Origin of the sequence: Runella rosea (assembly GCF_003325355.1) — a bacterium.
Classification (GTDB): domain Bacteria; phylum Bacteroidota; class Bacteroidia; order Cytophagales; family Spirosomataceae; genus Runella; species Runella rosea.
This window is the reverse complement of record NZ_CP030850.1, coordinates 2,243,652-2,267,650: the sequence shown is the minus strand read 5'-3', so window position 1 is coordinate 2,267,650 and position 23,999 is coordinate 2,243,652. Positions and strand designations below refer to the sequence as shown.

Here is a 23,999-nt window from a genome sequence, read left to right as displayed (position 1 = left end):
TTCATAGCCAAAAAATGGCAGCGGATGAGACATACCGACTGGCTTTTTTTGTCCAACAACCCAACTCATGACTCTCGGAAATTTAGGACACCTTCTCGTAATTTTTTCCTTCGTAACGTCGTTGGTCGCTACGTATGCGTATTTACGAGCCACTCTTTTATCGACTGACAATCTACAGGTAGAAACGTGGAAACGCTTCGCCAGAACTGCTTTTTATATTCATGCTGCCGCCGTTATCGGTGTGTGTGCTACGCTGTATGTTATTATTTACGGCCATCATTTTGAATACCACTATGCGTGGAGCCACTCATCTAGGGCGCTTCCGTGGTACTATATGCTGTCTTGCTTTTGGGAAGGACAGGAAGGAAGCTTTATGCTCTGGATGTTTTGGCAAGCGGTTTTGGGCGTGATTTTGATTCGGACCAATAAGCTTTGGGAAGCGCCCATGATGACGGTTTATGCGTTGGTACAGGCTTTTTTAACGTCTATGATTCTGGGTGTTATCATCCCAGGATTGGATTTTAAAATAGGAAGTACGCCTTTTTTGACCATTGCTGAAGCAAATCCCGGTGCACCGTTTTTACAACTCAATCCTGATTTTGTGCCCAAAGATGGAAACGGTCTCAACCCGTTGTTGCAAAACTATTGGATGGTGATTCACCCACCTACTTTGTTTTTAGGCTTTGCCCTTACATTGGTGCCTTTTGCGTATTTGATGGCGGGCCTTTGGCGCAAGCAAGTAGTAGAATGGTTGCGGCCTGCTTTGCCTTGGACGTTGCTGACAGGCGTGATTCTCGGGGTCGGTATTTTGATGGGCGGTTATTGGGCCTACGAAACTTTGAGCTTCAATAGCTATTGGAGCTGGGACCCCGTTGAGAATGCTGTATACGTGCCTTGGCTCATCGTGATTGCGGCCTTGCACACCATGATTATTGCCAAGAAAAACGCTACCGCACTCAAGACTTCGGTCATTCTGATTATTGCGCAGTTTATTCTGATTCTTTATTCTACTTTCCTCACGCGCAGCGGGATTTTGGGCAATGCCTCCGTTCACTCGTTTACCGATTTGGGTCTTTCGGGGCAGTTGCTACTTTATCTGTTTGCCTTTATTATCGTGGCAACGATATTGACCGTTCGGGTGTGGAAACTTATGCCTTCTGACAAAGACGAAGTATCAACCTATTCGCGTGAATTCTGGCTTTTTATGGGGGCTACGGTGCTGTGTTTGGCGAGTTTTCAGGTCATTATTCCTACTTCTATTCCCGTTTGGAACAGCATTGTACAGGCTTTTGGCGGAGTTTCTAAATTGGCTCCTCCCACGGATGCTATCTCATATTATACCAAATTTCAGCTTTGGTTTTTTGCTGTCATTACTATCCTGTCTGGCATTGGCCAGTATTTTTGGTGGAAGCGAGTGCAGAAAGGAAAAATGCAGGACTTGCTGACACCTGTGTGGATTTCACTGTTTATCAGCGCCTTACTGATTACATTCGGTGGTATCAATAAACTACCTTATATCGCTTTATTGACAGCGGCGGTATTTGCGTTGGTCTCTAACATTACCATCATTATCGGTGTTTTACGCGGTAGTTATCGGGTATCGGGTGGGTCTATTACCCACATTGGGGTGGCGCTGATGTTGATTGGAATTTTGTGGTCATCGGGTTATCAAAAAGTGGTGTCGCTGAATGCGTCGGGCTTACTGATTTCAAAAGATGATTATTTTACGAAGGAGGATAACAAAGAAAATAAAGAAAACGTCCTCTTGTGGCTCGGACAGCCGACGCGTATGGGGGATTATCTGTTGACTTACCGTGGTCCTCGCATCGAAATCCGTGACGTGCCTGAGTTCGTTCCCAACACTTGGGTAGACGTGATTGAAGGTGATTTCCACGCGGTTTGTCTGCGTGACATTACAATCGGCGAAAAAACGTACCACAAAAAAGGCGACACGGTGGCAGTCTACGCCGAAAACGCGCATTATGAAGTTGAATACCGCGAGCCTAACGGTCGTATTGCAACATTGTATCCACGGGTGCAGTTCAACGAAAAAATGGGATTGGTGACATCGCCCGATATTAAACGTGAGCTTAATAAAGACCTGTATTCGTACGTAACAGTAGGAAGTGACCCCAAGAAAGCGGAAGAGTGGTCGCCTACCGAAAACTTCCGGGTGGCGATGCAGGACACATTTTTTGTCAACGATTTTGTGGCCGTACTCGAAAGCGTAGGCCGTACGGATAAGGTGGAAGGAATAGCGCTTACGCCCAACGACGTGGCCGTAAAAGCACAAATTAAGATATTAGATAAAGAGCGTGAATACTTCATTACGCCAACTTTTGCCATTAATCAGGACCGTATGGTGATGCGCAAGCCCGAAGTAAACGAAGATTTGGGTTTACGAGTTCAGTTTATGGAGATTGACCCTAAAACAGGCACATTCAGTTTTGCCGTCAATTCCAAACAACGTGACTACATTGTGATGAAAGCTGTGGAAAAACCACTTATCAATGTGTTATGGATTGGAACCATTGTCTTGGTCATCGGTTTTATGATGTCGACCATCCGGCGTTTTCGAGAGTTTCGTCTGGTGAGAGATAAAGGAGTGGAACTGGAGAAAGTTTAACCAAAGCATAAATAAAATCAAAAAAGCGGCTTTTTGGCCGCTTTTTTGATAGTAGTTCAGTATTAATTAAAAATGGTTAATATCCAACTTTCTTTAAGCTCTGCAAATCATCGGGTTTAGTGCATAAAAAGTCACAAATAGCCTCAATTTCAGTACTATTGGTTGCGATTTTCGCACTGGTGGGATTTTCACGTTTTAACCAAAAAGAAACCGATATTCCTGCTTTCGACAGTTTTAAGAAAACCATTGCTTTTCAAAAGCATCAATTCGACATCAGCACCACTGAATCTGGGGCCGTCAGGGAATTGGTCATTAAAGTAAGCCGCGACGACAAGCAGTTGATTCTAATCCGACAAAAAACGGACGGATGGGTGGTCAATGCCGAAGCGGCTGATTTGAATCGCAACGGTTCTCCCGAGATTTACGTTTATTCCAGTACGTACGGAAGTGGCTCATTTGGCAAAATCTACGCCTTCGAATTTCTCCCTACTTCGTTTGATGCTATTCGTACCGAGCCGCTTTTGCCGATGTTGGCCGAAGGTTATATGGGTCATGATTCATTTAAAATTGAAAATGGGCAATTAGTGCGCGAGTTTCCCATTTACCGAGCTGGCGATACCAACGCGCGCCCAACGGGAGGAAGTCGCAAAATTTGGTATGAATTGCGGGAGTTTGAGAAAAAAATGCTCCTGAAAGCGGTGGAATATGAGGATTGATTTAAGATGTATGGTCGCTGACAATGAGCCATTTTCTACCTATTTTCCTAAAAACAAGGGTGTAATGTCCTCCAATATCTCCTTTCTCTGGGCGCGTAAGGTGCCATTTGCCGATAACAAAATAGGCGTTTTTGTCCAGCGCATTCAACCGTAAAATCGTGAATTTCAGGGTGCCCATCGTGGCGCGGTCGGGGTAGCGTACTTTGTAATTTTCAAGGGTATTTTTCCAACCGTAAGTGGGGCCTTTTGCGCCGATAAACGCGAGGGAGTCCGATTTCCAATAGCCTTCCATAAATGAATTTACATCGCCAGCGTTCCAGTCGGCTTCTTGCTTTTGGAGAATTTTTAAAATTGCTTTTTCGTCGGCATTTTGTTGGGAAAAACCAGTAATACCTGTAAACAAACAGGTGGCAATCAAAAATAATGCGAAGATTTTCATGTCAATACAGATAATGGTTGAGTTAGTAGCCACGGGTTAAATCAATCTGATTTTCAAGAGGTTGTCCATTTAAAAAGCGTTGAAAGTTTTTGACGAAAAAAGCAATTTTTCCTTCATCTTCACTTGCCTGCCCGCCGCCCGTGTGTTGGGTAAGAATCACATTAGACATATCCCAAAGCGGGTTGTCCGTTGGTAAAGGTTCAACTTCGGTCACGTCCAAGACCGCGCCAGCTAGTCGTTTTTCCAGCAAAGCGGCAATCAGTGCCGGCTCGTCTACCGTGGTTCCGCGTCCTACGTTGGCAAAAACCGCCGTAGTTGGCAAAGTATCAATCATTTGGGCCGTGAAAAAACCTTTAGCAGTGCCGGGAAGACAGTTGATAACCAAATCAGTTTGGGGCAATACCGTCATCAATTCTTCGGGCGAATGAATCGTCGCACTCGGGTGAGAGCGCGCAACCATTTGAACGGAGCAATCAAAGCCCGAAAGCATTTTTTTGACGGCTTGTCCGATGCTGCCCGCTCCCAAAATCACCACACGTTTGCCCGTGAGTAAATTGAGTCGAAAGCGAATCGGTGCGCCAACCCAACGTTTTTCGGCTTTGAGCAAGGTGAGTTCATCTACGCCACGATAAAAAGCCAGAATACCCGCCACTATCGTTTCGGCACAGGGAATGGAGAAATAATCGGCCAGGTTGCAAATGGCCACGTTGGACAAATTCAGGTTTTTGTAGCCGTCAAAACCCGCCGAATCCAACTGCCAGTATTTGAGTAAAGGCGGCGCAGTTGTCAACCAAGCGACGGGTGGGTTTCCCAAAATCACCTGTGATTGTTGAAAAGCCGCCGCTTGCTCGGTTTCTGACCATTCATTCTTGAAAAATACTGAATGCCCCGTGGGCAACTGTTGTTTCAATGCTTGGCGAAGCGATTCGTTGAGGGACGTATTTACGAAAATTTGCATTAGATTTGCTGAAAATTAGTACGAAAAAGTCAGTAGCTAAAGGCCGTTTTTCGTCCTTTGCTAGCTTGATATTCTACATTGAATATTAAAATACGCGGTAAAGATATGTTCTCTAAATGGTTAGATAAACTGAATCGTCAAGATTACCCTTTCATTGATTTGTTTTATTATTTAATCGTGATTGTGGTCTTCTTTTTACTGGTCATCATCTCCAGCATCTTTTTTGATTAATCAGGTAGAGATGGAAGAGGTTCTCCGTCTCTACTTCGGTTATTTTCCCTTCGAAAACGCAGGCAGTTCCCAATCGCAGGCTGGCGCTAACCAATCATAACCTGATTCAATAGGCTGGCCGTCGGGAGGAGTCATTGGCGTGGTTGTGTTGAGGTCAGAAGGGTTTGACTTTGCCGTTTCAATTTGATGCGACGCAAATAAATAATGGGCTTTTTGTTTGGTATCGGCTGTCATTCTATTTTGAAGCCAATAGCCTAGATCTTTCAATTTTAGCATTACTACGGCTCTCACTTGAGGAGTCACTTCTTTGTTGTTCGACAACTCCAGCAGTTTTTCGAGTGTCATTTTTTCCACTAATCGCGCGATTTCCCCCTCGTATCCTGCCCGTGAAGTGTTTGACTTCCACGTAGCATTAATGAGTTGGTCGAGGGTTTCTTCCAAGCTCAGCAACGAAGGATGAAAGGACGATTGAATTACCAATCGACTCAAACGCTCAGGATTGAGCAACATACGCAGTGTAAGACCTGCCGAAGCCTCAGGTGGCCCCAGTGGGTCGAATACTAGCCCTGTACGGCGTTTAAAGGTCTCGCGGGGATTGGCATCGTAGCCAAAAGCGCGCGGTGGTGTAAGCTTCAAAACCATTTCGGGTACTTTCAGAAAATCGGCTTGGAGGGTTTGCAGCAGCGCCACCAATGCGTCACGTTGCTCTTTACCATTGACAGGCGTGGTCGTGAGTTCTTTTTCGCCTTTTACCGAAAAACGGTAATTCACCCCAGCGATGGCTTTGGCGGTGGCTTCCACCTGAAAGCGATGAAACATGTACATCGGCACAAAAACTTCTTCCAACGAGCTCATCGGTGTGCCCGTGCGGAGTTTGCGCTCGTCAAAGTTGGCCAAGGTCAGTTTACGAATTTCCGAAATTCGTTTTAACTCAGCGGTGGCATTCACACCGTTGTCCCAGAGGTGCGTTTGCGGGTGGGCGCTGCCTTCGGGGCGCGCGTCCTGATCGGTGAGGAAATACAAGCCTTTGCCGTACATTTGGTCCACAATTGCATTCAACGCCTTTTTTTCATCGGTGCCTTTTGGGAAATCCTGATAGCCCCAAATGATGGACCACTTATCGTAATCTCCAATTTTTTTGTCGTACGCGTTGGACAAATCTACTTTGCCGTTTTTTAATTCAACCTGCATGTGCGGATAGTCCATTACCGACGCGCGGTCGTGCACGCTCGCCACGTAGTTGTGGGGTAGTCCCAATGTGTGCCCGATTTCGTGCGCCGACAGTTGTTTCAGACGGTCGAGCGACATGCCCATCATGTCTTCGGTGTTGGTGGAATCGGTTTTATAATCGCCCACCAACCCCTGCGCGATGAGGTAATCTTGACGAACACGTAATGAGCCCAGCGTGACTTTGCCTTTCAAAATCTCGCCCGTACGTGGGTCGATGATGCTACCACCGTACGACCAACCTCGCGTAGAGCGGTGTACCCACTGCACCAGATTGTACCGTACATCCATCGGGTCGGCATCGGCGGGAAGGAGTTTGACCTGAAACGCATCTTTGTAGCCTGCCGCCTCAAACGCCTGATTCCACCATTTGGCCCCTTCGACCAAGGCCGAGCGGATAGGCTCGGGTGCGCCCGGGTCGATGTAGTAAATAATGGGTTTTACGGGTTCGCTGATGGCGGCGTTGGGGTCTTTTTTCTTCAAACGATGACGCACAATGTAACGTTTCGTAATCGGCTCACTCACGGGAGAGGCATAATCGTAAAAAGAGGTGAAAATATATCCCATGCGCGGGTCGAAACCGCGAGGTTGGTAGTTGTTGTCGGGCAATTCAACAAAGGAATGGTGCTGGCGCATACTCACCGTCGTGGCCGTTGGGGCTACGGCACGGAGGTAAGCCCCGGGAGCATCTCCAGTGAGCGTAATGGTTACTTCAAATTCCGTGTTTTGGGGAAAGTTTTTGGTATTAGGCAAATACAAAGCCGAGCGCGAAGCGTCCAATTTGAAGGTGCCTTGTCGAGTACGTGAAATGTCCTGAATGGCTCCCACGGCATCTTGCAACAGAAAAGGCGTCAATTCGACAAGCACCGTCCCCGCGTTTTCGGCGGCGATTTCAAATCCCCAATGTACCGACTGCGCAAAGGATTCTTCCACGGCACGGCGTTCGAGCGGGTCGTTGCTGAGGGCGCGGTAGCCGTAATTGGGCTCCACCATCAAGACTTTATTGCCAGTACGTTGAAATTTAATGACGTGTTCCTGCCCCAATCGCCCGCGGTCGAGGCCGATGTCGTTGGAGCCGATACCCTGGGCTAAGGTTGGATAATACAGCAATTCGGTATCAAATCGGTTGATTTCCAAATAGATTTTTCCCTTTTTAGCGTCCCAATAGTAGGGCATAAAACCGTCCTTCTTTTCCATGTCTTTGGTGAAGGTCTCGATGGGGTTTTGGGCAAAAAGCGAATAAGAAAAGAGAGTTAGGAGTAACAGTTTCTTCATAAAAAGGGGGTAAGTCGGTTTGTTGGATGAAAATGCACCTCGTTTTTGAGGTTCTTTACAAAGAAACCAATTTTTTGGGGAAGAGAGAAATTTTAAGGACTGTCCGTAAATATCTACTTGCATCGACCGTCCAGCCAATGAACGTCCAATGCCGTTGATTTTTATTACTTATTCAGGAAATACGATAGCAGGATATCAATATATTTGAGAAAAATAAGGGGAGCATGAACTTTATGATAAAACTAAAAAAGCTACTTTGGATTGATGCCTTTGCGGGCTTGAGTGTAGGGGGCGCGGTACTTGTATTGAAAGACCTTGTGCAACCTTATCTTCAACTTCCTAACAGTTTATTGACTTCTTGTGCCGTCATTGCTTTATGCTATGCGGTTTATGCTTTTCATTTGGTTTTGAGAAAAGCCCAATCGGTGAGGTGGGTAAGGGTCTTGATTTATGGCAATGGAGCTTATGCAATTTTCTGCCTTGGATTGCTTTGGTATTTTTTTGATAAAGCCTCGTGGTGGGGGAGAGGGTACTTACTGTTGGACTCCGTGGGTGTGGGTACACTGGCCTTGGTGGAGTGGAAAGTATTTACGCAAGGGTTTAAAAATTGAAGGAGGAGTTGTTGGTGAAAAGAACACCAACAACGGCATAAATATGCTATGAATTTCGCAGGATTTTCCCTAACCTTTTCCCCTTCGCCAACTCATCTACCAACTTATCCAAATACCTGACTTTTTGGGTCAAAGAATTTTCTATTTCCTCAACCCGATAACCGCATATCAGCCCCGTAATGAGATGGGCATCTTGGTTTAATTCGGCATTCTGAAAGAAGATTTCAAAAGTTACTTTATTGTCAATTTGAGCTTGCAGTTGTTGGTTGTCGAACCCCGTCAGCCATTCAATGACTTGATGTAATTCTTCTTTGGTTCTGCCCTTCTTCTCCACTTTTTTTAGGTAGTGCGGATACACCGAAGCGAAGGTCATTTCCGCGAAACGTTCATCGTGTGTTTTCATTGTTTTTATAATTTTTGCTGCTGTCGGCCTTATGACCGCGGGCCCTTGAACTCACTCTCCTTTTACGTATTTTCGCCAGTTATGTTGTTCTTGAAATCCCAGCACTTCACGGATTTTGCGGTTTGAAAACAAGGCTTCATGCTCCTCCAATTCGCGCGTAATGGGCACATTGGGAAAGAACCTCTTCGCCAGTTCTTTGCTCGGGATAACAGCCCCGTTGTGGTCATTTCCTGCATTGAAAACCTGATAGCCGAGGCCGTCTTTTTGCAGACACAAGTCCACGATTTGTCCCAAATCACGGGCGTCGATATAACAGAATGCATTTCGGCGGCGTACTTCGGGGTGTTTAAAATAATGCGGAAACAGTTCGGCGTATTCGTGTGGTTCAATCACATTACCGATACGAAGGGCATAAATATCAAATCCTGACCGTCGCTGAAAGGTGCGGGCCGTTTTTTCATTGACCACCTTCGATAATCCGTAACTGTCCATGGGGTCAACGTCGTAATCTTCTTCCAACGGCAACACACTCGGGTTAGTTTGTCCATCCGAAAAACAGATACCGTAGGTGGTCTCCGACGATGCAATGATGATCTTCTTGATGCCCAATTTAACCGCCGCTTCAATCACATTATAAGTGCCCACGGTGTTGACTCGAAACGTTTCATTATCAGGTTTGAGTAAGATGCGGGGTACGGCTGCAAAATGAACAACCGCATCAAATTTAGGTACGCCGGTGCCTGGTTCCAATTCCTCAAACCCGGTATAGGACGTCATGGCATTGAACATTTGTCCTGAATCCGTAATATCGGCTGTCAGATTATCTACCCCCGGATAATTCAGTGGCGTCAGGTCCACATTCAGTACTTTATGGCCTTGGTCGAGCAGGTACGGAATGACATGTTTTCCTGCTTTTCCCGAGCCCCCCGTAAAAAAGATTCGCATTGTAGTGAGTGATTTATGATTTTATGGGTAACTGACCAAACAGGGTTTGTGTTGCCTACTTCCTATCAATTACTCTATTATTCTTTCTTGTTGTGAGATTCTTTGCCGCTGTCGGTCTTATGACTCACAGCCCTCAAAAGAAATTTTTGATGAGAAAATACCTAAAATTGCATGGGAAGAAAATGAACCCTTTTGTTAGCAACATTGGCCGCGCGGCTGTTAGAATCTAAGTTCGCTGTCATCCTGCTGAAGACAACGAGCAACGGAAGGGGAGCTCTTCTTTTTGATGAAGAACAACGTAATACCAAAACGTGTATCTTTGTTAGGCTTACTAAATGATTGACCATGACTGTCATCACACTGAAAGGAAAAATTGATAAAAAAGGAGTGCTTAGCATCAAGCATCCTGCCTTCTCCCCTGAAAAAGAGGTAGAAGTGACGGTTGTGATTGAAGAATCCAAGACCTATGATTTTTCAGATCTTGCCAGTAAATTGTCTTGGCGGGGCGATGGATTAGCTTGGCAAAAAAAGATTAGAAATGAGTGGGACTAGGTTTCTCTTAGATACGAATGCTATTACGGCCCTTTTGCAAGGTAATCAAGTTTTGGAACGGCAATTCAGATATCTTCTTTTTGTTACAGGCTTTGGCCGTAAGAGTTTGCAATCGCTACTGAGCGATGATTATCTTAGGGCGGGGCGAAAAATGATGATTAGATAGGCTTCAAAGTGACTTTTAAAGTATTTGCCGTGTTGCAAACACTCTGCTTATGTGGCGTTCGCAGTCATCCTAAGGAAGACAACGAACAACAGGGTGTGTGTTGCCAAAGATGCACTGTCAATTATTTCAGTTTCCTTTTATTACAAAGTTACAAAGGGATTAATGTTATTCCGAAACTTCTAAGGGGTGTGTAACACATTGGTTTCTGATTAAATTTCATCCATAGCGTCAAAAGTAGCTATTGTTTCTTAATTGTTGTTGTTTGTGGCTTTTAAGTATTACTCCTTTGCAATGAGAAGTATTTCTTAAATATAGGACAAACCCGAATATGCGGTGAAAAATTCACTCTTTTACTTGATTGATTTAGGCCAAAACACATTGCCCTCTACCGCAAAAACTCCACCTTCTCCCCAACCTTCAAAACCGTATTCCCGGCCAATTCATGCACTTTTTTATTGCCAATCTGTACGGTTTGAACGGGTAATTGTCCGTGCAAAACGGTGAGGGTGGTTTTGAGTTGGGCGCCTTGTTTTTGCTTCGTGCAGGTTCCCCACGCGTAGCCGTTGGACCAGAAAAAGGTGCCGGGTTGGTCGTTGAAATGAAGGGTTTTTTCTACGCCTGAGTATTGGAAGCCGCTCAACGCCAACGTAGAAGCCCAGCTGATCATGGCGCGGGCGTAGTGGTGGCCGCATTCGGCCTCGTCGAAGGGGCTGCGCTTGGCACCGTCGTAGCGGTAACGGATGTTTTGGATGCATTTGAGGCCGTCTTCGGTCATGTTTTCGTAAAGCATTCCGATGGCGGCGGTGTATTCAAAACCCGTCATCACTTCGGCAAAATACGGGAACGGCACCGTGGGGCGGCCTTTGGGCCAGCTTGCCATGAGCAACGCGGGCTCGTCGGCCAGGGCGTAGGAGCGCATGTTGTTGAAATGCTCCGTCAGCGTGGCGCGGTAGTTGTATTTCAGGATGGATTTCAGCGAGGTCTGTACGTTTTGCGGTTTCACCAAATAGCCCAAGCCGCACACGTGCGCCATGAATTGCCCCACCAATTGGTCCACCAAACAGCCTTTGGCCAACTGAAACGGCGGAAAATCGCCCTGAATGCTGTTCCAGCCCGACATCGTGCCCTTGGCAAACTTGCGTCCTACGGGCGAGATCACCTGTTGCTCGTAATATTCACCGTTGAACAACTGTTGGTCGGCCCACGTACTGCCGCTTTGAAAAAGGGTTTTGCATTGCTGCGCAAAAGCGGCATCGTGCATGGCTTCGGCCATTTTTTCGGCAGCTTTCAACGCGCCCAAATACCAGATCTGCATCTGCGGATTGGGCCCGAAATATTCTACGTCCATGGTGTTGTGCTGCGCCCCGTCCATCACACCGTCGAGGTTGCCGTCCCAGCCGTCGGGCACCCACGCGAACGCCAGCGCACGTTTGATTTTCGGCCAGTTTTTTTGCAGAAAAGCGGTATTGCCCGATAGTTGCCAATCGCGGTAAAACTTCATGATGGTGCCCATTTGCCCGTCGGCGGCGGCCATGCCGTTGCCCGCACCTTTGTTGAGCGGTAGGCCCACCCGAAACTGCATGATGCCCGAGGTGCTGTCGAGGGCGTAGTTAAACTCTACGTCGCGCATGGTTTGGGCCAGATCACCGAACAAAAAGGCTGTGGCCTGCTCGTAGTTCCAAACGTGCGTACACGAACCCGCGCAGGAGCCTTCGTTGTCCATGACGCCCTCCCAGCCAAACATTCGCCCGTCTTCGGTGCGGAACACGGTTTGGGAGCGCAACGTGCTGAGATTGAAGAGCGCCGCTTCTTTGACGGCTTCGGGATAATCGCTTTTCAGGAAGTTGTTGACAAAGAGCAACGTCTCATTTTCGAGTTGGGGCAATTGCGGCACGGCCTTTTCGGCTACTTCCCACGCGTCAGCGTAGCGAGTGGTGTAGTAGTTGCCCACGCGCTCTTTCGACCACGCAAAACGGTTGGGAAAATGCCACGTGATAAAAAACGTAAACGACTCGGTTTGTTTGGGTTGAATCGTTTTCTTCACGGCCAACGACGCCATCGGGTCTTCGTCGGCGACGGTGTTTTTTTCGGTCAATTTGCCGTCGTCCGTAAAATCATCCCAAAAATCCAACAACGCATTTTCCCACGCGTTGGGCACGGACGACGTGCGGTAGCTGACGTCGCCGCCGGCGTTGGTACTTAGGGCAATCGTTCCCCAAGCGGGGTCGGCTTTGTCCACGCCGTCGGAATACATGAAAATGCCCTGTCCTGCTTTTCCTTGCCGAAATTGATTTTTATTCTGCTTCGCCCCCGATGGGTTGAACTCGCCTTTCCACGATTTGGAGCCTTTGGAGCCGTCTTTCCCCACAAAATTACGCATCGACCCCGCCACCGAAACCGTCAGCGGTTGGTTGGACGTGTTGGTGACTTCGTAGGTCAGGGCCGCCATCGGAATCCCGCTGCGCTCGGCATCGCCGGGAATGAGAGGATTGAAGGCTTTGATCTGAACCGTAACGGGCATTTTTTCGTCCGACAAATTCACTTGTCCAAACGGATACGCGGCGTCAAAACTCGCTTTGGCAAATCGCGGCAAACCGTGATGGTCCACGGGACGACCTTCCATGTGTTGGTACTCATGCGTTTCGATCGGGCCTATGAGGGCTTTGGCTTGGGCGTTTTCGGTTGGTTTTTTGACATAAATGGCAAAGAACGGAGCCATATTGCCCGGTAGGGTCGTACTGAATCCTTTTCCCGGACGGTTCATGATTTCCCAATCCTGCAACTGCCCGCGTCCTCCCAGCGACACGGTTCCCGTGCCGATGCCGCCGATGGGCATGGCAATGCGGGTGAGGTGTTGTTGGTCATAATGTTTTAAAACAGGCCACTTTTGCGGTTTCCAAGGGCTTTGAGCGAGGGCTTGCGTGGCGATGCAGAGGAGGAAAAGGAGTTTTTTCATTTTGGCTTTATTTTTTTACTGTAACACGGAGTTTTTCTCTGTGCTTCACTCTGTGGTTCCCTGTGTCACAAAAACAATATCAATGCTTCACAATTTCCTCCAAACTCACGCCTAGCATTCTCCTTGCCACGGCATTCAGCGCCATTTTGTCGCCTTCAAAGTGATAGGTGCGGCTGCGGTGGGTGAGGGTTTCGCCTTTTTTGAGGGCTTTGGCGGGGGAGGAGGATTCCAGTTCATAAAACGGACCCATTTGCGTACCGTCTTCTACGGGGCCGTCATTGTAAGAATTGGCGGCATCACCTTTGAAGGGCTCTTTCTGGATTTCCCACATCGAGTTGACGTAGTCGCCGGTGGGGTCTAAATCGTAGGTAACAATCGTCAAAACGCCTTTCTCGGAATCATAACTACCCATCACAGGCTTGGCAATAGTTGGCGGCAGACCGATCTTGCTGCGGTGTTTTCCGTCGGCTTTGAAGTACAGCACGCTGTCTTCGACGATAAGGCGCTCGGCGGGGACTTTGCCAAAATAGCTGTCGTTGATTTTGCTTTTGTGGTCAGCGCCTCCCACAAACGGTACCACCACGGTGGTTTTAGGTGTAGGATTAAACATCCCCAAAATCCAAATGGAAAGCAGCCCCGTTTCTTTGTTCCAGTCCGCCCCTTGATTGGTGATGGTATTGACGGTTTCGTAGGCTACCGTTTTTACATCTTTGAGCGGGAAATTGATGGCCGTTTCGATGGCTATTTTGCTGAGGGCCTCCACGCTGCGGTCTATTTGTAGGTCGAATTTGGTGCCTGAATAATTGGTCAATGAAGCCGTTTTACGAAAAACTGCTTTTGATTTGTCGGAAGAAACCACCTCGAACGGCTCGGAATCAATGACGGCGGGTACTTGCCAATCGTCGAACACGAATTGTTTGCCTTGCTGAAAATAAATGGAGAACTGCCCGCCCTCGGGACCAATCCAGAAGCGGTCTTCACCGCCAAAGGCGCTCATGTGCGGTGTGAATTTGCCCGATTCGAGGAGTTTATAATTGAGCCAGCCGTAGCTGTTGCCCGAAGTGCCGTTGGCGGTGGAGGTCATCACGCGCCCCTGCAACGCCCCGACCACGGCTACTTGCGCAGAGTCGTCGTCGGGAGCGGTGAGAACGATGGTTTGTTGGTGTTTTTTTAAGAATTCGAGGTCGGTGCCGAAAGAATTTGCAGTAGAAGACATGGTATCTTTGTTGGAGGATGAACAGCTTGACATAAACGTCAATACTACCGAGGCTATTCCTAAAGTGACTACGGCGCGGGCCGAACAAATGGTTTTTGAAGTTAAAAACATAGCGGTTCAGGAGTATGGTTGATGTGCCCAAAAGTAGTGAAACCCAGCCAACATACTCATACCAAACGGATATCAAACAATAAGGCCAAAACACCTCTGTTTTGGCCTTATTGGGTTTACGCTCATTAAAGACTACAACTTATCAGGTGTAATCGGCTCAGGGACTACGTTTTTGACGGGCTTCGTGCTTTTTAAATACGCAAAAATGGCGCGTAAATCTTGGTCGGACATTTGAATATAATTAGGCCAAGGCATAGGTGGGAGCAAAGGGCGTGCGGTTTTAAGGCCCTTGTATTTGCCTTCGCGCATGGCCGTAAAAAACTGCTCTTCTGTCCATTTGCCGATGCCTGATTCGTCAGAGCTGATGTTGCCCGAAAAAGACACCCCCCAAGGCCCTACGGCGGCGGTATTGGTCATGTTGAACAAAACCCACGATGACAATTCTCCTTTGTTTACTTTAGGAAGTTTCATGGAGGCGGGATGCCCGCCCAGCCAGTGGTTTGGGTCGGGTTCGGGGCCTTGCTTACCCATGATTTTGGGCGTATGACAATCTCCACAACCTGCAATGGTGACAAGATATTCCCCTTTTTTGATGAGCGCTTCGGTATTATCGAGCGAAATTTGAGCCGTGTTTTTGGAGGGAGGGTTTTCGGTAGGAGTAGTAAGAATGGGTTCTTTCGACGGTACGTTAAAAGCGGTGGCTGCTAACATACACAGCATCCCAGCAAGCGTTGTTTTCATGATTGTGATGGTTGTTAATGGAAATGATTATGACTGATTTTCGAGCACAAAACAATCTGAGATCGGCCCAGAAATCAATTCTACTGGCGGTGAATTGAGCGATTTTAAACATCAGTTGTAAAAAAACTCTGGTGAATGGCGGGCTATGCGCCATTGTGCAAAAACCATTGCAAAAAAACATAAGGAATACTAAAACAGGGCTTAATTAGGTGCATTAGGAAAGGAGAATAAGTAAATACTTCATTGATAATCCTCTTGTAAATAGTTTTGCTACAAGTATTTTTTCGTTCACAAAAACAACTCAGCCTTTCATGAAATCCATTCCATCACTCGTTTATCTTGCGCTTTTCGGTGCCATTTTGGCGGCCTGCAAAACCGACAAAAAAGAATCGACCCGAACCACATTTTTTGACACAGCAGGCATGGATACCACCGTAAATCCAGCCGATGATTTTTTTAGTTATGCCTCGGGCAACTGGATGAAAAACACCAAAATTCCCGCCGACCAAACTGGCTGGGGCTCTTTCTACACCCTCTATGAAGAAAACCTCAACAAACTTCACGGTATTTTGGAGGAAAGCCTCAAAACAACGCATCCAAAGGGGAGTTTGGAACAAAAAGTAAGTGATTATTACCGATCTGGAATGGACACCGTTACCATCGAAAAGAAGGGAATTGAGCCAATTAAGGCTTATTTGGCTGAGATTGACCGACTCAAAACGCCGCAAGAAATCATGGATTATACGGCCAAATTGGAATCGCCGGGGGGCGTATGGGTGGGGTATTATGTGGACGCTGACGAAAAAAATCCGGGCTACAATGCCTTACAACTCGTCCAAACGGCGCTCTCGTTGCCCGAAAAAGACTATTATTTTCGCACCGATGCCGAAACCAAAAAAGTACGAGACGCCTATAAAAAATACATCGCGAAGCTGTTTACCCTTTCGGGCGTAGACTCGACGACTGCGAAGAAAAAAGCCGAAACGATATTGGCGCTCGAAACCCAAATCGCTAAGTCGCACCGCAGTCCGGTGGAGTTGAGAAATCCCGAACTAAACTATAACAAGTTTGCCATCAAAGACCTCTCCGCCTTGACACCTGGTATTGACTGGGCGCGATTTGTGAAAACGATGGGTGCCCAAACGGATACCCTCATCGTCGGCCAACCCGATTATTACAAGGCCCTGAGCGGATTGTTGAAAACGCAGTCGTTGGAGGTTTTGAAAGACCGCATGAAACTATCGGTTTTGTCGGGAGCGGCTTCTTCGCTGACCAAAGCGTTTCGGGATGCGCAATTTGAGTTTTACGGCAAAACCCTCAACGGACAGCAGGTGCCGAATGCCCGTTGGAAACAAATTACCAATGCCGTCGACGGTGGATTAGGGGATTTGCTGGGGCAATTGTTTACGCAAAAATACTTTACCGCCGACGCCAAAACGCGCATGAATGAGCTGGTGAACAACTTGCAGGATGTGTACCGCGACCGCATCAAACGCCTCGACTGGATGTCGGATTCGACCAAAACCGAGGCGGTAAAAAAATTGGATGCGTTCATCAAGAAAATTGGTTATCCCGACAAATGGAAAGATTATGCCGAAGTGGAAATTGTTAGCGACAACTATTTTGCCAACAAACGGGCAATTGCCATTTACGAGGGGAAGCGCGACTTGGCGAAAGTCGGCAAACCCGTTGACAAAACCGAATGGGGCATGACGGCCCCCACCGTCAACGCGTATTACAACCCTACATTCAACGAAATCGTGTTTCCAGCAGGAATTCTTCAGTTCCCATTTTTTGACAATGCCGCCGACGATGCCATCAACTACGGTGCCATTGGTGCTGTAATTGGCCACGAAATGACGCACGGATTTGACGATCAAGGACGCCAATATAACTACATGGGAATGCTGAAAAACTGGTGGAAACCCGCCGACGGCGATAAATTTAAGCGCAAAGCGATGGTGGTGGTGAAGCAGTACAGCGGCTATAAAGTGCTCGACAACATGAGCGTAAATGGCGAACTGACCTTGGGCGAAAACCTTGCCGACATCGGCGGGCTTTCGATTGCTTATGAGGCGTTTATGAAAACGAAACAGGCCAAAAGCGGCGAAAAAATCGACGGTTTTACACCACAACAGCGCTTCTTCTTGGGGTTTGCGCAGGTATGGCGTATCAAAACCCGCGACGAAACCATGCGGATGCGCATCACCATGGACCCGCACTCGCCGGAGTTGTTTAGGGTGAACGGTCCGTTGGCGAATATGCCCGAATTTTATGAAGCGTTCAACGTAAAACCAACCAATAAACTGTACCGTCCAGATAGCTTACGCGTGCGTATTTGGTAGTGATTTATTAAAAAAGCTCGTTGATATAGGTTCGTATCAACGAGCTTTTGATGTGTCTTAAATAACAAACTCCATGTTCAAAAAAATAGTCCTTCTTTTTATCGTTACTGTGTCGTTGGCTCGCGCGCAACAGGCTTTATTTTCCACAAAAGGCATTCAGCCCGCTGTGTGCGTGGGAGAGAATGGATCCATTGAGATGGTGTTTGGAAAAGGAAACGCTTTTTATTATTCTTTTTCAAATGACAAAGGCCGGTCTTTTTCAACGCCTGAGCTAGTCGACAGCCTTCAGGGGTTGCATTTGGGCGTATCGAGGGGTCCACAGATTGCATCTTCGCGCCAATCTACGGTCATTACTACCATCGACAAAGCGGGGAACATCTACGCTTACGTGCGCAATCGTACCACTGGTAAATGGCAAAATCACCTCATGGTCAATGACGTACCCGAAATTGCCAAAGAAGGTTTTAATGCGCTGGCAAGTGATGGAAAAGGTTTTTTTTGGGTGATTTGGCTTGATTTGAGAGACGACAAACAAAACAAGATTTTTGGGGCCTCCTCCAGCGACGGCGGCTTGACTTGGGGTAAAAATAAACTCATCTATCGCTCCCCCGACGCTACGGTTTGTGAGTGTTGTCAGCCGTCCATTCTTATGCGCGACCAGCGCGTGTATGTTATGTTTCGAAACTGGATCAGTGGCGCAAGAGATATGTACGTGACCGAATCGGAGGATGCTGGAAAAACTTTCTTGCCTGCGGTGAAAATGGGAGAAGGAACTTGGAAACTCAACGCCTGCCCGATGGATGGCGGTGGCATGAGCGTAGATGAGAAAGGGGGATTTACGTCCGTTTGGCGACGTGAAAATCAGCTTTTTACGTCAAAAATCGGAGGTCCAGAACAGCCCTTGGGCCAAGGCCGCAATGCTTCTATTGCCACGAGTGCGCAACACACTTTTATCGTTTGGCACGACAAGGGGCAAGTTTGGATCAGTCAATCTGCGCAAACACAACCCCTAAATTTGGGAGCAGGGCGGTATCCGCGCGTGGTGATGGTCAATCCGCGCTTGGCTTTCTGCGTCTGGGAAGACAAAGAAACCATCAAAGGAATGATGTTGACGGGGGAGTAAAGATGAATTGTCTTTTTGGTATATATTTATTGTAATTTTCCGCTCTGTGAGGTAAATGTTATGCTTGTAATGAGGTATTTGGTTATTGACCGCTTGATAACTTTTTCTGTGATTAATCTTCAAAATGGTATATCTTGTGCCTGTAAATAATTTTATAGGATATTTTTCTTTTAGAGTATCGTTTGTCTTTAGTGCTTTTTAAAGTTCGTATGTACTTACTCAACGTTATGATATATTTCAAATGGTTTTCCCAAAAAGAAACTACTTTTTTATTTTCAAACTTGGTTTTTTTGCGCTAATTATTTCTGTACTGAATGGGTGTAAAGAAGCCGAAAATGGTAAGAGTCGCCGAAAAGTGTACGTTGAAAAGAAAAACGGTAAGTATGCCTTACTCAAAGACGGAAAGCCTTTTTTTATCAATGGTGCTTCGGGATATTCGTATTGCTCGGTTCTGAGAGAATCGGGCGGTAATACCCTGCGGACTTGGGATACCACCAACTTGGCCGTGATTCTGGATAGTGCGCTGGCAAATAACCTCAGCGTGATTGTGGGGTTATACCTTCCAGATTATCACGAAACTTCTTTTTTCAATAATCCAGTGCGGGCGGCCCAAATGCACAAAGACTATAGCGCCGTGGTGAACCGATTTAAGCAGCACCCAGCCCTGCTGATGTGGTCAATCGGGAATGAGGTCAGTTTTCCGTACAATCCCTCTTACAACAACTTTTACAAGGTATTTAACGGATTGGTCGATATGATTCATCGGGATGATCCAGACCATCCGATTACGACTGTTCTCCTTAATTTTGATAAAAAATCGATTCTGAATCTGGTGGTTCGATGCAATATCGACATCATCTCATTCAATATTTATAACCGAATAAACACGCTCCGTGATGATTTGGATTGGATGAAATGGTTTTGGAATGGCCCTTTTCTACTGTCGGAGTGGGGGATCGACGGCCCATGGGAAGGAACCAAACAAACCGCTTGGGGAGCGTATCTAGAACCTACTTCTACCGAAAAAGCTGCGCGATGCCTGACTCGCTACCAGCAGTATATGCCTGTCGAAGATTCTCGTTTTTTAGGTTCATGTTTGTTTTATTGGGGGCATAAACAAGAAGGAACGCATACATGGTTTAGCCTTTTTGATGAAGGGGGTGCCCACTCCGAAACCGTGGGTAGAATGAAATTCCAGTGGACGGGGAAAACTTATAAACACGAATTTCCCACGGTCAAAACCATGTTGCTTAATTCAAAGAAGGCCAAAGATAATATTTTGCTTACGGCCAATGCCCCGTCTACGGCGGAGATATTTGTGGATTCATTGGGCGGAAGTATTAAAACAATAAAGTGGCAGTTGTTCAAAGAAGATTGGCTGCGAATAAACAATCAGGCCAATACAAAAAAACTCACGCCGTTGCCCCAACTAAACAAAAACTCGACGGAGCTCAAAGTTGCTTTTACGGCTCCCGAAGAGGAAGGCCCCTACCGGATTTTTGCCACCATTTATAACAATCGGGGAAATTTTGCTACCTGTAATATTCCTTTTTACGTCGTTGGTCCGCCATGAAAAATCGGTTATTGATAAAACCACCCACCAAACGCGAATTGCTCACCCTGAGGCTCATGATTCTTTTAGGGTTAGTGTCGATGGTATTTTTTATGACTAAGCTGTTGGGGGGGGGCGTTCGGGGAAATGGTGCGCTGTACGTGATGTTGATGACGGCTTTCTTTTTTACCTGTCTCACCATTCTTTACGAATGGTACCACTATTTTAGTATCACAATTCCGAAAGAGCCGCCCGTCAATAAAACCTATACTGTCGATATTTTTACCACCTTTTGTGCGGGGGAGCCTTATGAAATGATTGAGGAAACCCTGCGGGCTATTGTTGCCATAACCTATCCGCACACTACTTACCTGTGCGACGAAGCAGACGACCCGTACCTCAAGCGTCTTTGTGCACAGTTGGGGGTACATCACGTTACTCGACTTGAGAAAAAGAATGCCAAGGCGGGTAATATCAATAATGCCTTGCGCCAATCATCGGGGGAGCTTTGCGTTGTTTTGGACCCCGACCATGTACCTTCTGCCGATTTTCTGGACCCGATTGTGTCGCATTTTAATGATCCTGCCATTGGGTTTGTCCAGATTGTGCAGGCCTATAAAAACAGCGAGGAGAGCTTAATCGCCAAGGGTGCCGCGCAGCAGACCTACCAGTTTTATGGCCCGATGATGATGACCATGAACCACTACGGAACCGTAATGGCCATTGGGGCTAACTGTACCTTCCGGCGTGCGGCGCTGGAATCCATCGGAGGCCACGCCGCTGGCCTTGCCGAGGATATGCACACTGCCATGCGGCTCCATGCAAAGGGTTGGAAATCAGTCTATGTGCCTGCTGTGCTGGCCCGAGGGCTGGTGCCTTCTACCTTGTCGGCGTATTATAAACAACAACTGAAATGGTCGCGGGGGGTGTTTGATTTGTTGGTCACTGTCTATCCCAAGTTGTTTACGCAATTCACCCTGCGCCAGAAGATTCATTATGCGCTGATTCCGCTTCATTATCTTTCGGGGATTATATTCTTCCTCAATTTTTTGATTCCCATTCTCTCGCTATGCTTTCATACTAGTCCGATGAAGATGGACATTACGGACTTTGGTCTAATCGCCTTACCTTTCCTAACCGTAGTCGTTCTTATCAGGCAATTTGTACAATGGTGGGTGATGGAAGATACCGAGCGGGGTTTTCATGTAATAGGCGGGCTTTTAATGATTGGCACTTGGTGGGTATTTATTCTGGGTTTTTTGTATACCCTGTTTGGGGTAAAAGTCCCTTACGTACCCACACCCAAAGATGGAAAAGAGGCAAATAACTGGCCTTTAAATATCCCTAATCTCGTCATTTTGTTCTTGTCCCTATTTTCTATTTGTTATGGATTGTATACCGACTGGAACCCCTACAACCTGAGTATGTCGGTATTTGCGGGGCTGAATGCCATGTTTATGGGTTTTACCGTTTTGATAAGCAGACAGCCCCAGTTTCGAATCTTGGCCGTTCGGTATAAACGGCTGAACATCGGGTTGCTGTTTCTTCGGGAAGCAAAGGGGCATTTCTGGATTATCAGGCGTCGTATTTACACCGTTGTCAGACGTACACCTTTATTGTTATCAATCCTTTTGACCTGTCCTATTATTTACATGGTTCAGTTCCGACAGAAAGGACTGCCTCCGACGATTTACAAAGACCATCGGGTAAACTTTTTTTTGACGGGAATCGACGCCCGGTCGGTCAATACCATGGGCACGGCTTTCCCCTTGAGCGGGGAGAATAAAACCCATTTTGACATCCTTGCTTTTCATGTTCGGTGGGCCAATGGCTATTTGCCTACCCGTACTTTAGATTCTGTATACCGTAACGGCTCTTTGCCCATGATTACGTGGGTACTTCCTTCGCGCCTTTCTGACTACGCCAGCGTTTTTGAGCTAATCACAAACGGAAAGGAGGATGCGTATCTTTTGCAGTTCTGCCGTCAGTTTAAAGCGCTGAATCGCCCTGTTTTTATCCGCTTTGCCCCCGAAGTTGGCAAACTGCCGAATCCCGCGCCCAACACTCCCGAGGTGTTTAAGGCCGCCTGGAAATACATGCATGATTTTTTTCGCAATCAGGGATTGTACCGGGTGATTTGGGTGTGGAATCCAGGTACGCCCGAATCCATCGACCCCTATTTTCCGGGCCGTCAGTACGTTGATTGGATGGCCGTCAGTAGCCTAAACGAAGACCGTGGTTCTTTACCCATCAAAAAGCAATATTGGGCTTTTCATAAACATCCCGTTTTTCAATCAGGAATGCCCGTGATGTTGGTAGAAAACGACAACCAGTCGTTGTCCGACAAAGAGGCTAAATCAATCCGCACTTCATTTTCTGAAATCAAAGCCGTGGTCATTTCTGGCAGAACGGCAGGGCCATTTGGCCGGCTCCGACGTATCAACGACCTAACCGATGAGTCGGGCAGGTTGGTGAGGGCGCAAAACAGATTTAAGAAAACAGAGATTGAGCCTATACCCAAACTCCTGACATCGTATGGGACGGCCCCCAAAAATATAGCTTTAACAACGACCCAAAGTGCTTTTTTTGTAGGAACTAGAGGCATCAATTATACCAAAGCCCAAGATTGGGTTAAGAGCCCGAATCCTCTCAGAATGGGTGAATTGTTGGAGGATTTTTACGAAATGAAAACCCTCGGTATCAACACCATCAAACACAGCGGCCCGGGCATCTACGACCGAAATATCATCCGGGCCGCCGAGGAAACAGGCATGAAGGTGAATTTTAGTTTTTGGATTGATGACCACCTCGATTTTGTGGAAGAAAAAAATAAATTGGAACAAGCCAGGATAGATATTCTTGCGGTGGTTAGTTCGTACAAAGACAACAAAAATATCATTGGCTGGAACATCGGTAACGCCGTTTTTCAAGAACTTCAGTTTCGGTATTTCAAACCTGATTTGATTATTCAGCGAGATGCGTACCTGTTTTTTGTTAAAAATCTGGTGCGTAGTATCAAGCAAATTGACCCGTCCCGATCAGTTACGATTGATGTCACGTTAGCGGATGATTTACCCAAAACAGTTCATCAAATGCACCGACTGATGCCCGAGGTGGATGCATTCGGCATCAAAGTGAAGGCATCTCCAGTGGCTGATTTGAGTTTGCTAGAAGAACTAAGCGTTCCGTATTTTTTCAGGAGTATAACAGTGGCTCAATATGCCGCGTTTAAACCCCAAAAAACGGGGGTATTTATTACCAATTGGCAAGACGTATTTAATAGTGGATTGGTCAATTTTGACGGAATAAAGGATTTTCGACGACGACAAAAAACGTCCTTTATGCAGCTGCGACATCTCTGGAAAGGTACCAAAGCCCCCGCACCGCCGCCGATAGTGAAAATCTTAAAACCTGCATTGGCAACCATTCCCGCTACTACGCTTACGTATCATGCCTTGGTACACAAAGAATATCAATGGTACTTGGCCGATTCACTCTCGGCAAACGTACAGTTTGAGTGGAAATTGGTTCAAATCGGTCGGTTTGAGCAGGCATTGTCCATGAAAGAACTCGGCAATGACCCCAAAATACAGGTCAAAATTCCCGAAAACCCTTCAATGTATCGACTTTATCTTTACGTTGTTGCGGGGTCGACGGTTGTTGATGTGCTCCAAACAACCTTAAATACACCCTTGGTTGTCAATAAAAAACGCCCCATGGACGGAAGTCTTTAGTGTATTACACAGTAAATACACTAAATAACACAAATCGTTGTTCGATTTTTTTGATGGACTCTTTTATGTCTA

The 23,999-nt window shown here is 46.8% G+C and carries 16 protein-coding genes; 8 read left to right on the top strand and 8 right to left on the bottom strand.

Annotated elements, in window-relative coordinates; all coding sequences use genetic code 11:
- The first annotated feature begins 67 nt into the window (after positions 1-67).
- Both ccsA and DR864_RS09650 read left to right on the top strand, forming a co-directional pair.
- Entirely contained in the window at positions 68-2,626 is a 2,559-nt protein-coding gene (ccsA, locus tag DR864_RS09655; protein ID WP_114066764.1) for a cytochrome c biogenesis protein CcsA, read from the top strand.
- A 158-nt stretch (positions 2,627-2,784) separates the two neighbouring features.
- A complete protein-coding gene (locus tag DR864_RS09650; protein ID WP_114066763.1) occupies positions 2,785-3,342 on the top strand; it encodes a hypothetical protein in 558 nt (185 codons plus the stop codon).
- Position 3,343: 1 nt separating this feature from the next.
- Here the strand turns inward: DR864_RS09650 and DR864_RS09645 are convergent, their stop codons facing one another.
- The 3 genes from DR864_RS09645 to DR864_RS09635 all read right to left on the bottom strand — a co-directional run bounded on the left by DR864_RS09645 (position 3,344) and on the right by DR864_RS09635 (position 7,472).
- Entirely contained in the window at positions 3,344-3,781 is a 438-nt protein-coding gene (locus tag DR864_RS09645; protein WP_114066762.1) for a YybH family protein, read from the bottom strand.
- 22 nt (positions 3,782-3,803) lie between these two features.
- Positions 3,804-4,739, bottom strand: a complete 936-nt coding sequence (locus DR864_RS09640; protein WP_114066761.1) for a D-2-hydroxyacid dehydrogenase — start codon at positions 4,737-4,739, stop codon at positions 3,804-3,806.
- A 270-nt stretch (positions 4,740-5,009) separates the two neighbouring features.
- Positions 5,010-7,472: a zinc-dependent metalloprotease gene (locus tag DR864_RS09635; protein ID WP_114070226.1), complete on the bottom strand. Its 2,463-nt coding sequence runs from the start codon at positions 7,470-7,472 to the stop codon at positions 5,010-5,012.
- A 233-nt stretch (positions 7,473-7,705) separates the two neighbouring features.
- Here DR864_RS09635 and DR864_RS09630 point away from each other — a divergent pair, with 233 nt between their 5' ends.
- Complete coding sequence (locus DR864_RS09630; protein ID WP_162793689.1) at positions 7,706-8,083, top strand: hypothetical protein; 378 nt, start codon at positions 7,706-7,708, stop codon at positions 8,081-8,083.
- 46 nt (positions 8,084-8,129) lie between these two features.
- Here DR864_RS09630 and DR864_RS09625 read toward each other — a convergent pair whose 3' ends face one another.
- Entirely contained in the window at positions 8,130-8,486 is a 357-nt protein-coding gene (locus tag DR864_RS09625) for a DUF2200 domain-containing protein (RefSeq protein WP_114066759.1), read from the bottom strand.
- Between the two features lie 51 nt (positions 8,487-8,537).
- Positions 8,538-9,431, bottom strand: a complete 894-nt coding sequence (locus DR864_RS09620; RefSeq protein ID WP_114066758.1) for an NAD-dependent epimerase/dehydratase family protein — start codon at positions 9,429-9,431, stop codon at positions 8,538-8,540.
- A 345-nt stretch (positions 9,432-9,776) separates the two neighbouring features.
- Here DR864_RS09620 and DR864_RS09615 point away from each other — a divergent pair, with 345 nt between their 5' ends.
- Positions 9,777-9,983: a hypothetical protein gene (locus tag DR864_RS09615; RefSeq protein WP_114066757.1), complete on the top strand. Its 207-nt coding sequence runs from the start codon at positions 9,777-9,779 to the stop codon at positions 9,981-9,983.
- A 551-nt stretch (positions 9,984-10,534) separates the two neighbouring features.
- Here DR864_RS09615 and DR864_RS09605 read toward each other — a convergent pair.
- The 3 genes from DR864_RS09605 to DR864_RS09595 form a co-directional block, all read right to left on the bottom strand.
- Positions 10,535-13,105: a GH116 family glycosyl-hydrolase gene (locus tag DR864_RS09605; protein WP_114066755.1), complete on the bottom strand. Its 2,571-nt coding sequence runs from the start codon at positions 13,103-13,105 to the stop codon at positions 10,535-10,537.
- A 79-nt stretch (positions 13,106-13,184) separates the two neighbouring features.
- Positions 13,185-14,432, bottom strand: coding sequence for a DUF6786 family protein (locus DR864_RS09600; protein ID WP_229599552.1), 1,248 nt, complete (start codon positions 14,430-14,432; stop codon positions 13,185-13,187).
- Between the two features lie 132 nt (positions 14,433-14,564).
- Positions 14,565-15,173 (bottom strand): c-type cytochrome, encoded by a 609-nt coding sequence (locus DR864_RS09595; RefSeq protein WP_229599551.1) that lies wholly within the window; start codon positions 15,171-15,173, stop codon positions 14,565-14,567.
- A 311-nt stretch (positions 15,174-15,484) separates the two neighbouring features.
- Between DR864_RS09595 and DR864_RS09590 the strand changes: the two genes are divergently transcribed.
- The 4 genes from DR864_RS09590 to DR864_RS09575 all read left to right on the top strand — a co-directional run bounded on the left by DR864_RS09590 (position 15,485) and on the right by DR864_RS09575 (position 23,927).
- Positions 15,485-17,518 (top strand): M13 family metallopeptidase, encoded by a 2,034-nt coding sequence (locus DR864_RS09590; protein WP_114066754.1) that lies wholly within the window; start codon positions 15,485-15,487, stop codon positions 17,516-17,518.
- A 73-nt stretch (positions 17,519-17,591) separates the two neighbouring features.
- On the top strand, positions 17,592-18,641 hold the full coding sequence (locus DR864_RS09585) for a sialidase family protein (RefSeq protein ID WP_114066753.1): 1,050 nt from the start codon (positions 17,592-17,594) through the stop codon (positions 18,639-18,641).
- A gap of 241 nt (positions 18,642-18,882) precedes the next feature.
- A complete protein-coding gene (locus DR864_RS09580; protein ID WP_114066752.1) occupies positions 18,883-20,214 on the top strand; it encodes a glycoside hydrolase family 2 TIM barrel-domain containing protein in 1,332 nt (443 codons plus the stop codon).
- Entirely contained in the window at positions 20,211-23,927 is a 3,717-nt protein-coding gene (locus tag DR864_RS09575; protein WP_114066751.1) for a glycosyltransferase, read from the top strand. The genes DR864_RS09580 and DR864_RS09575 overlap by 4 nt, the downstream gene beginning before the upstream one ends.
- The last annotated feature ends 72 nt before the right edge of the window (positions 23,928-23,999 follow it).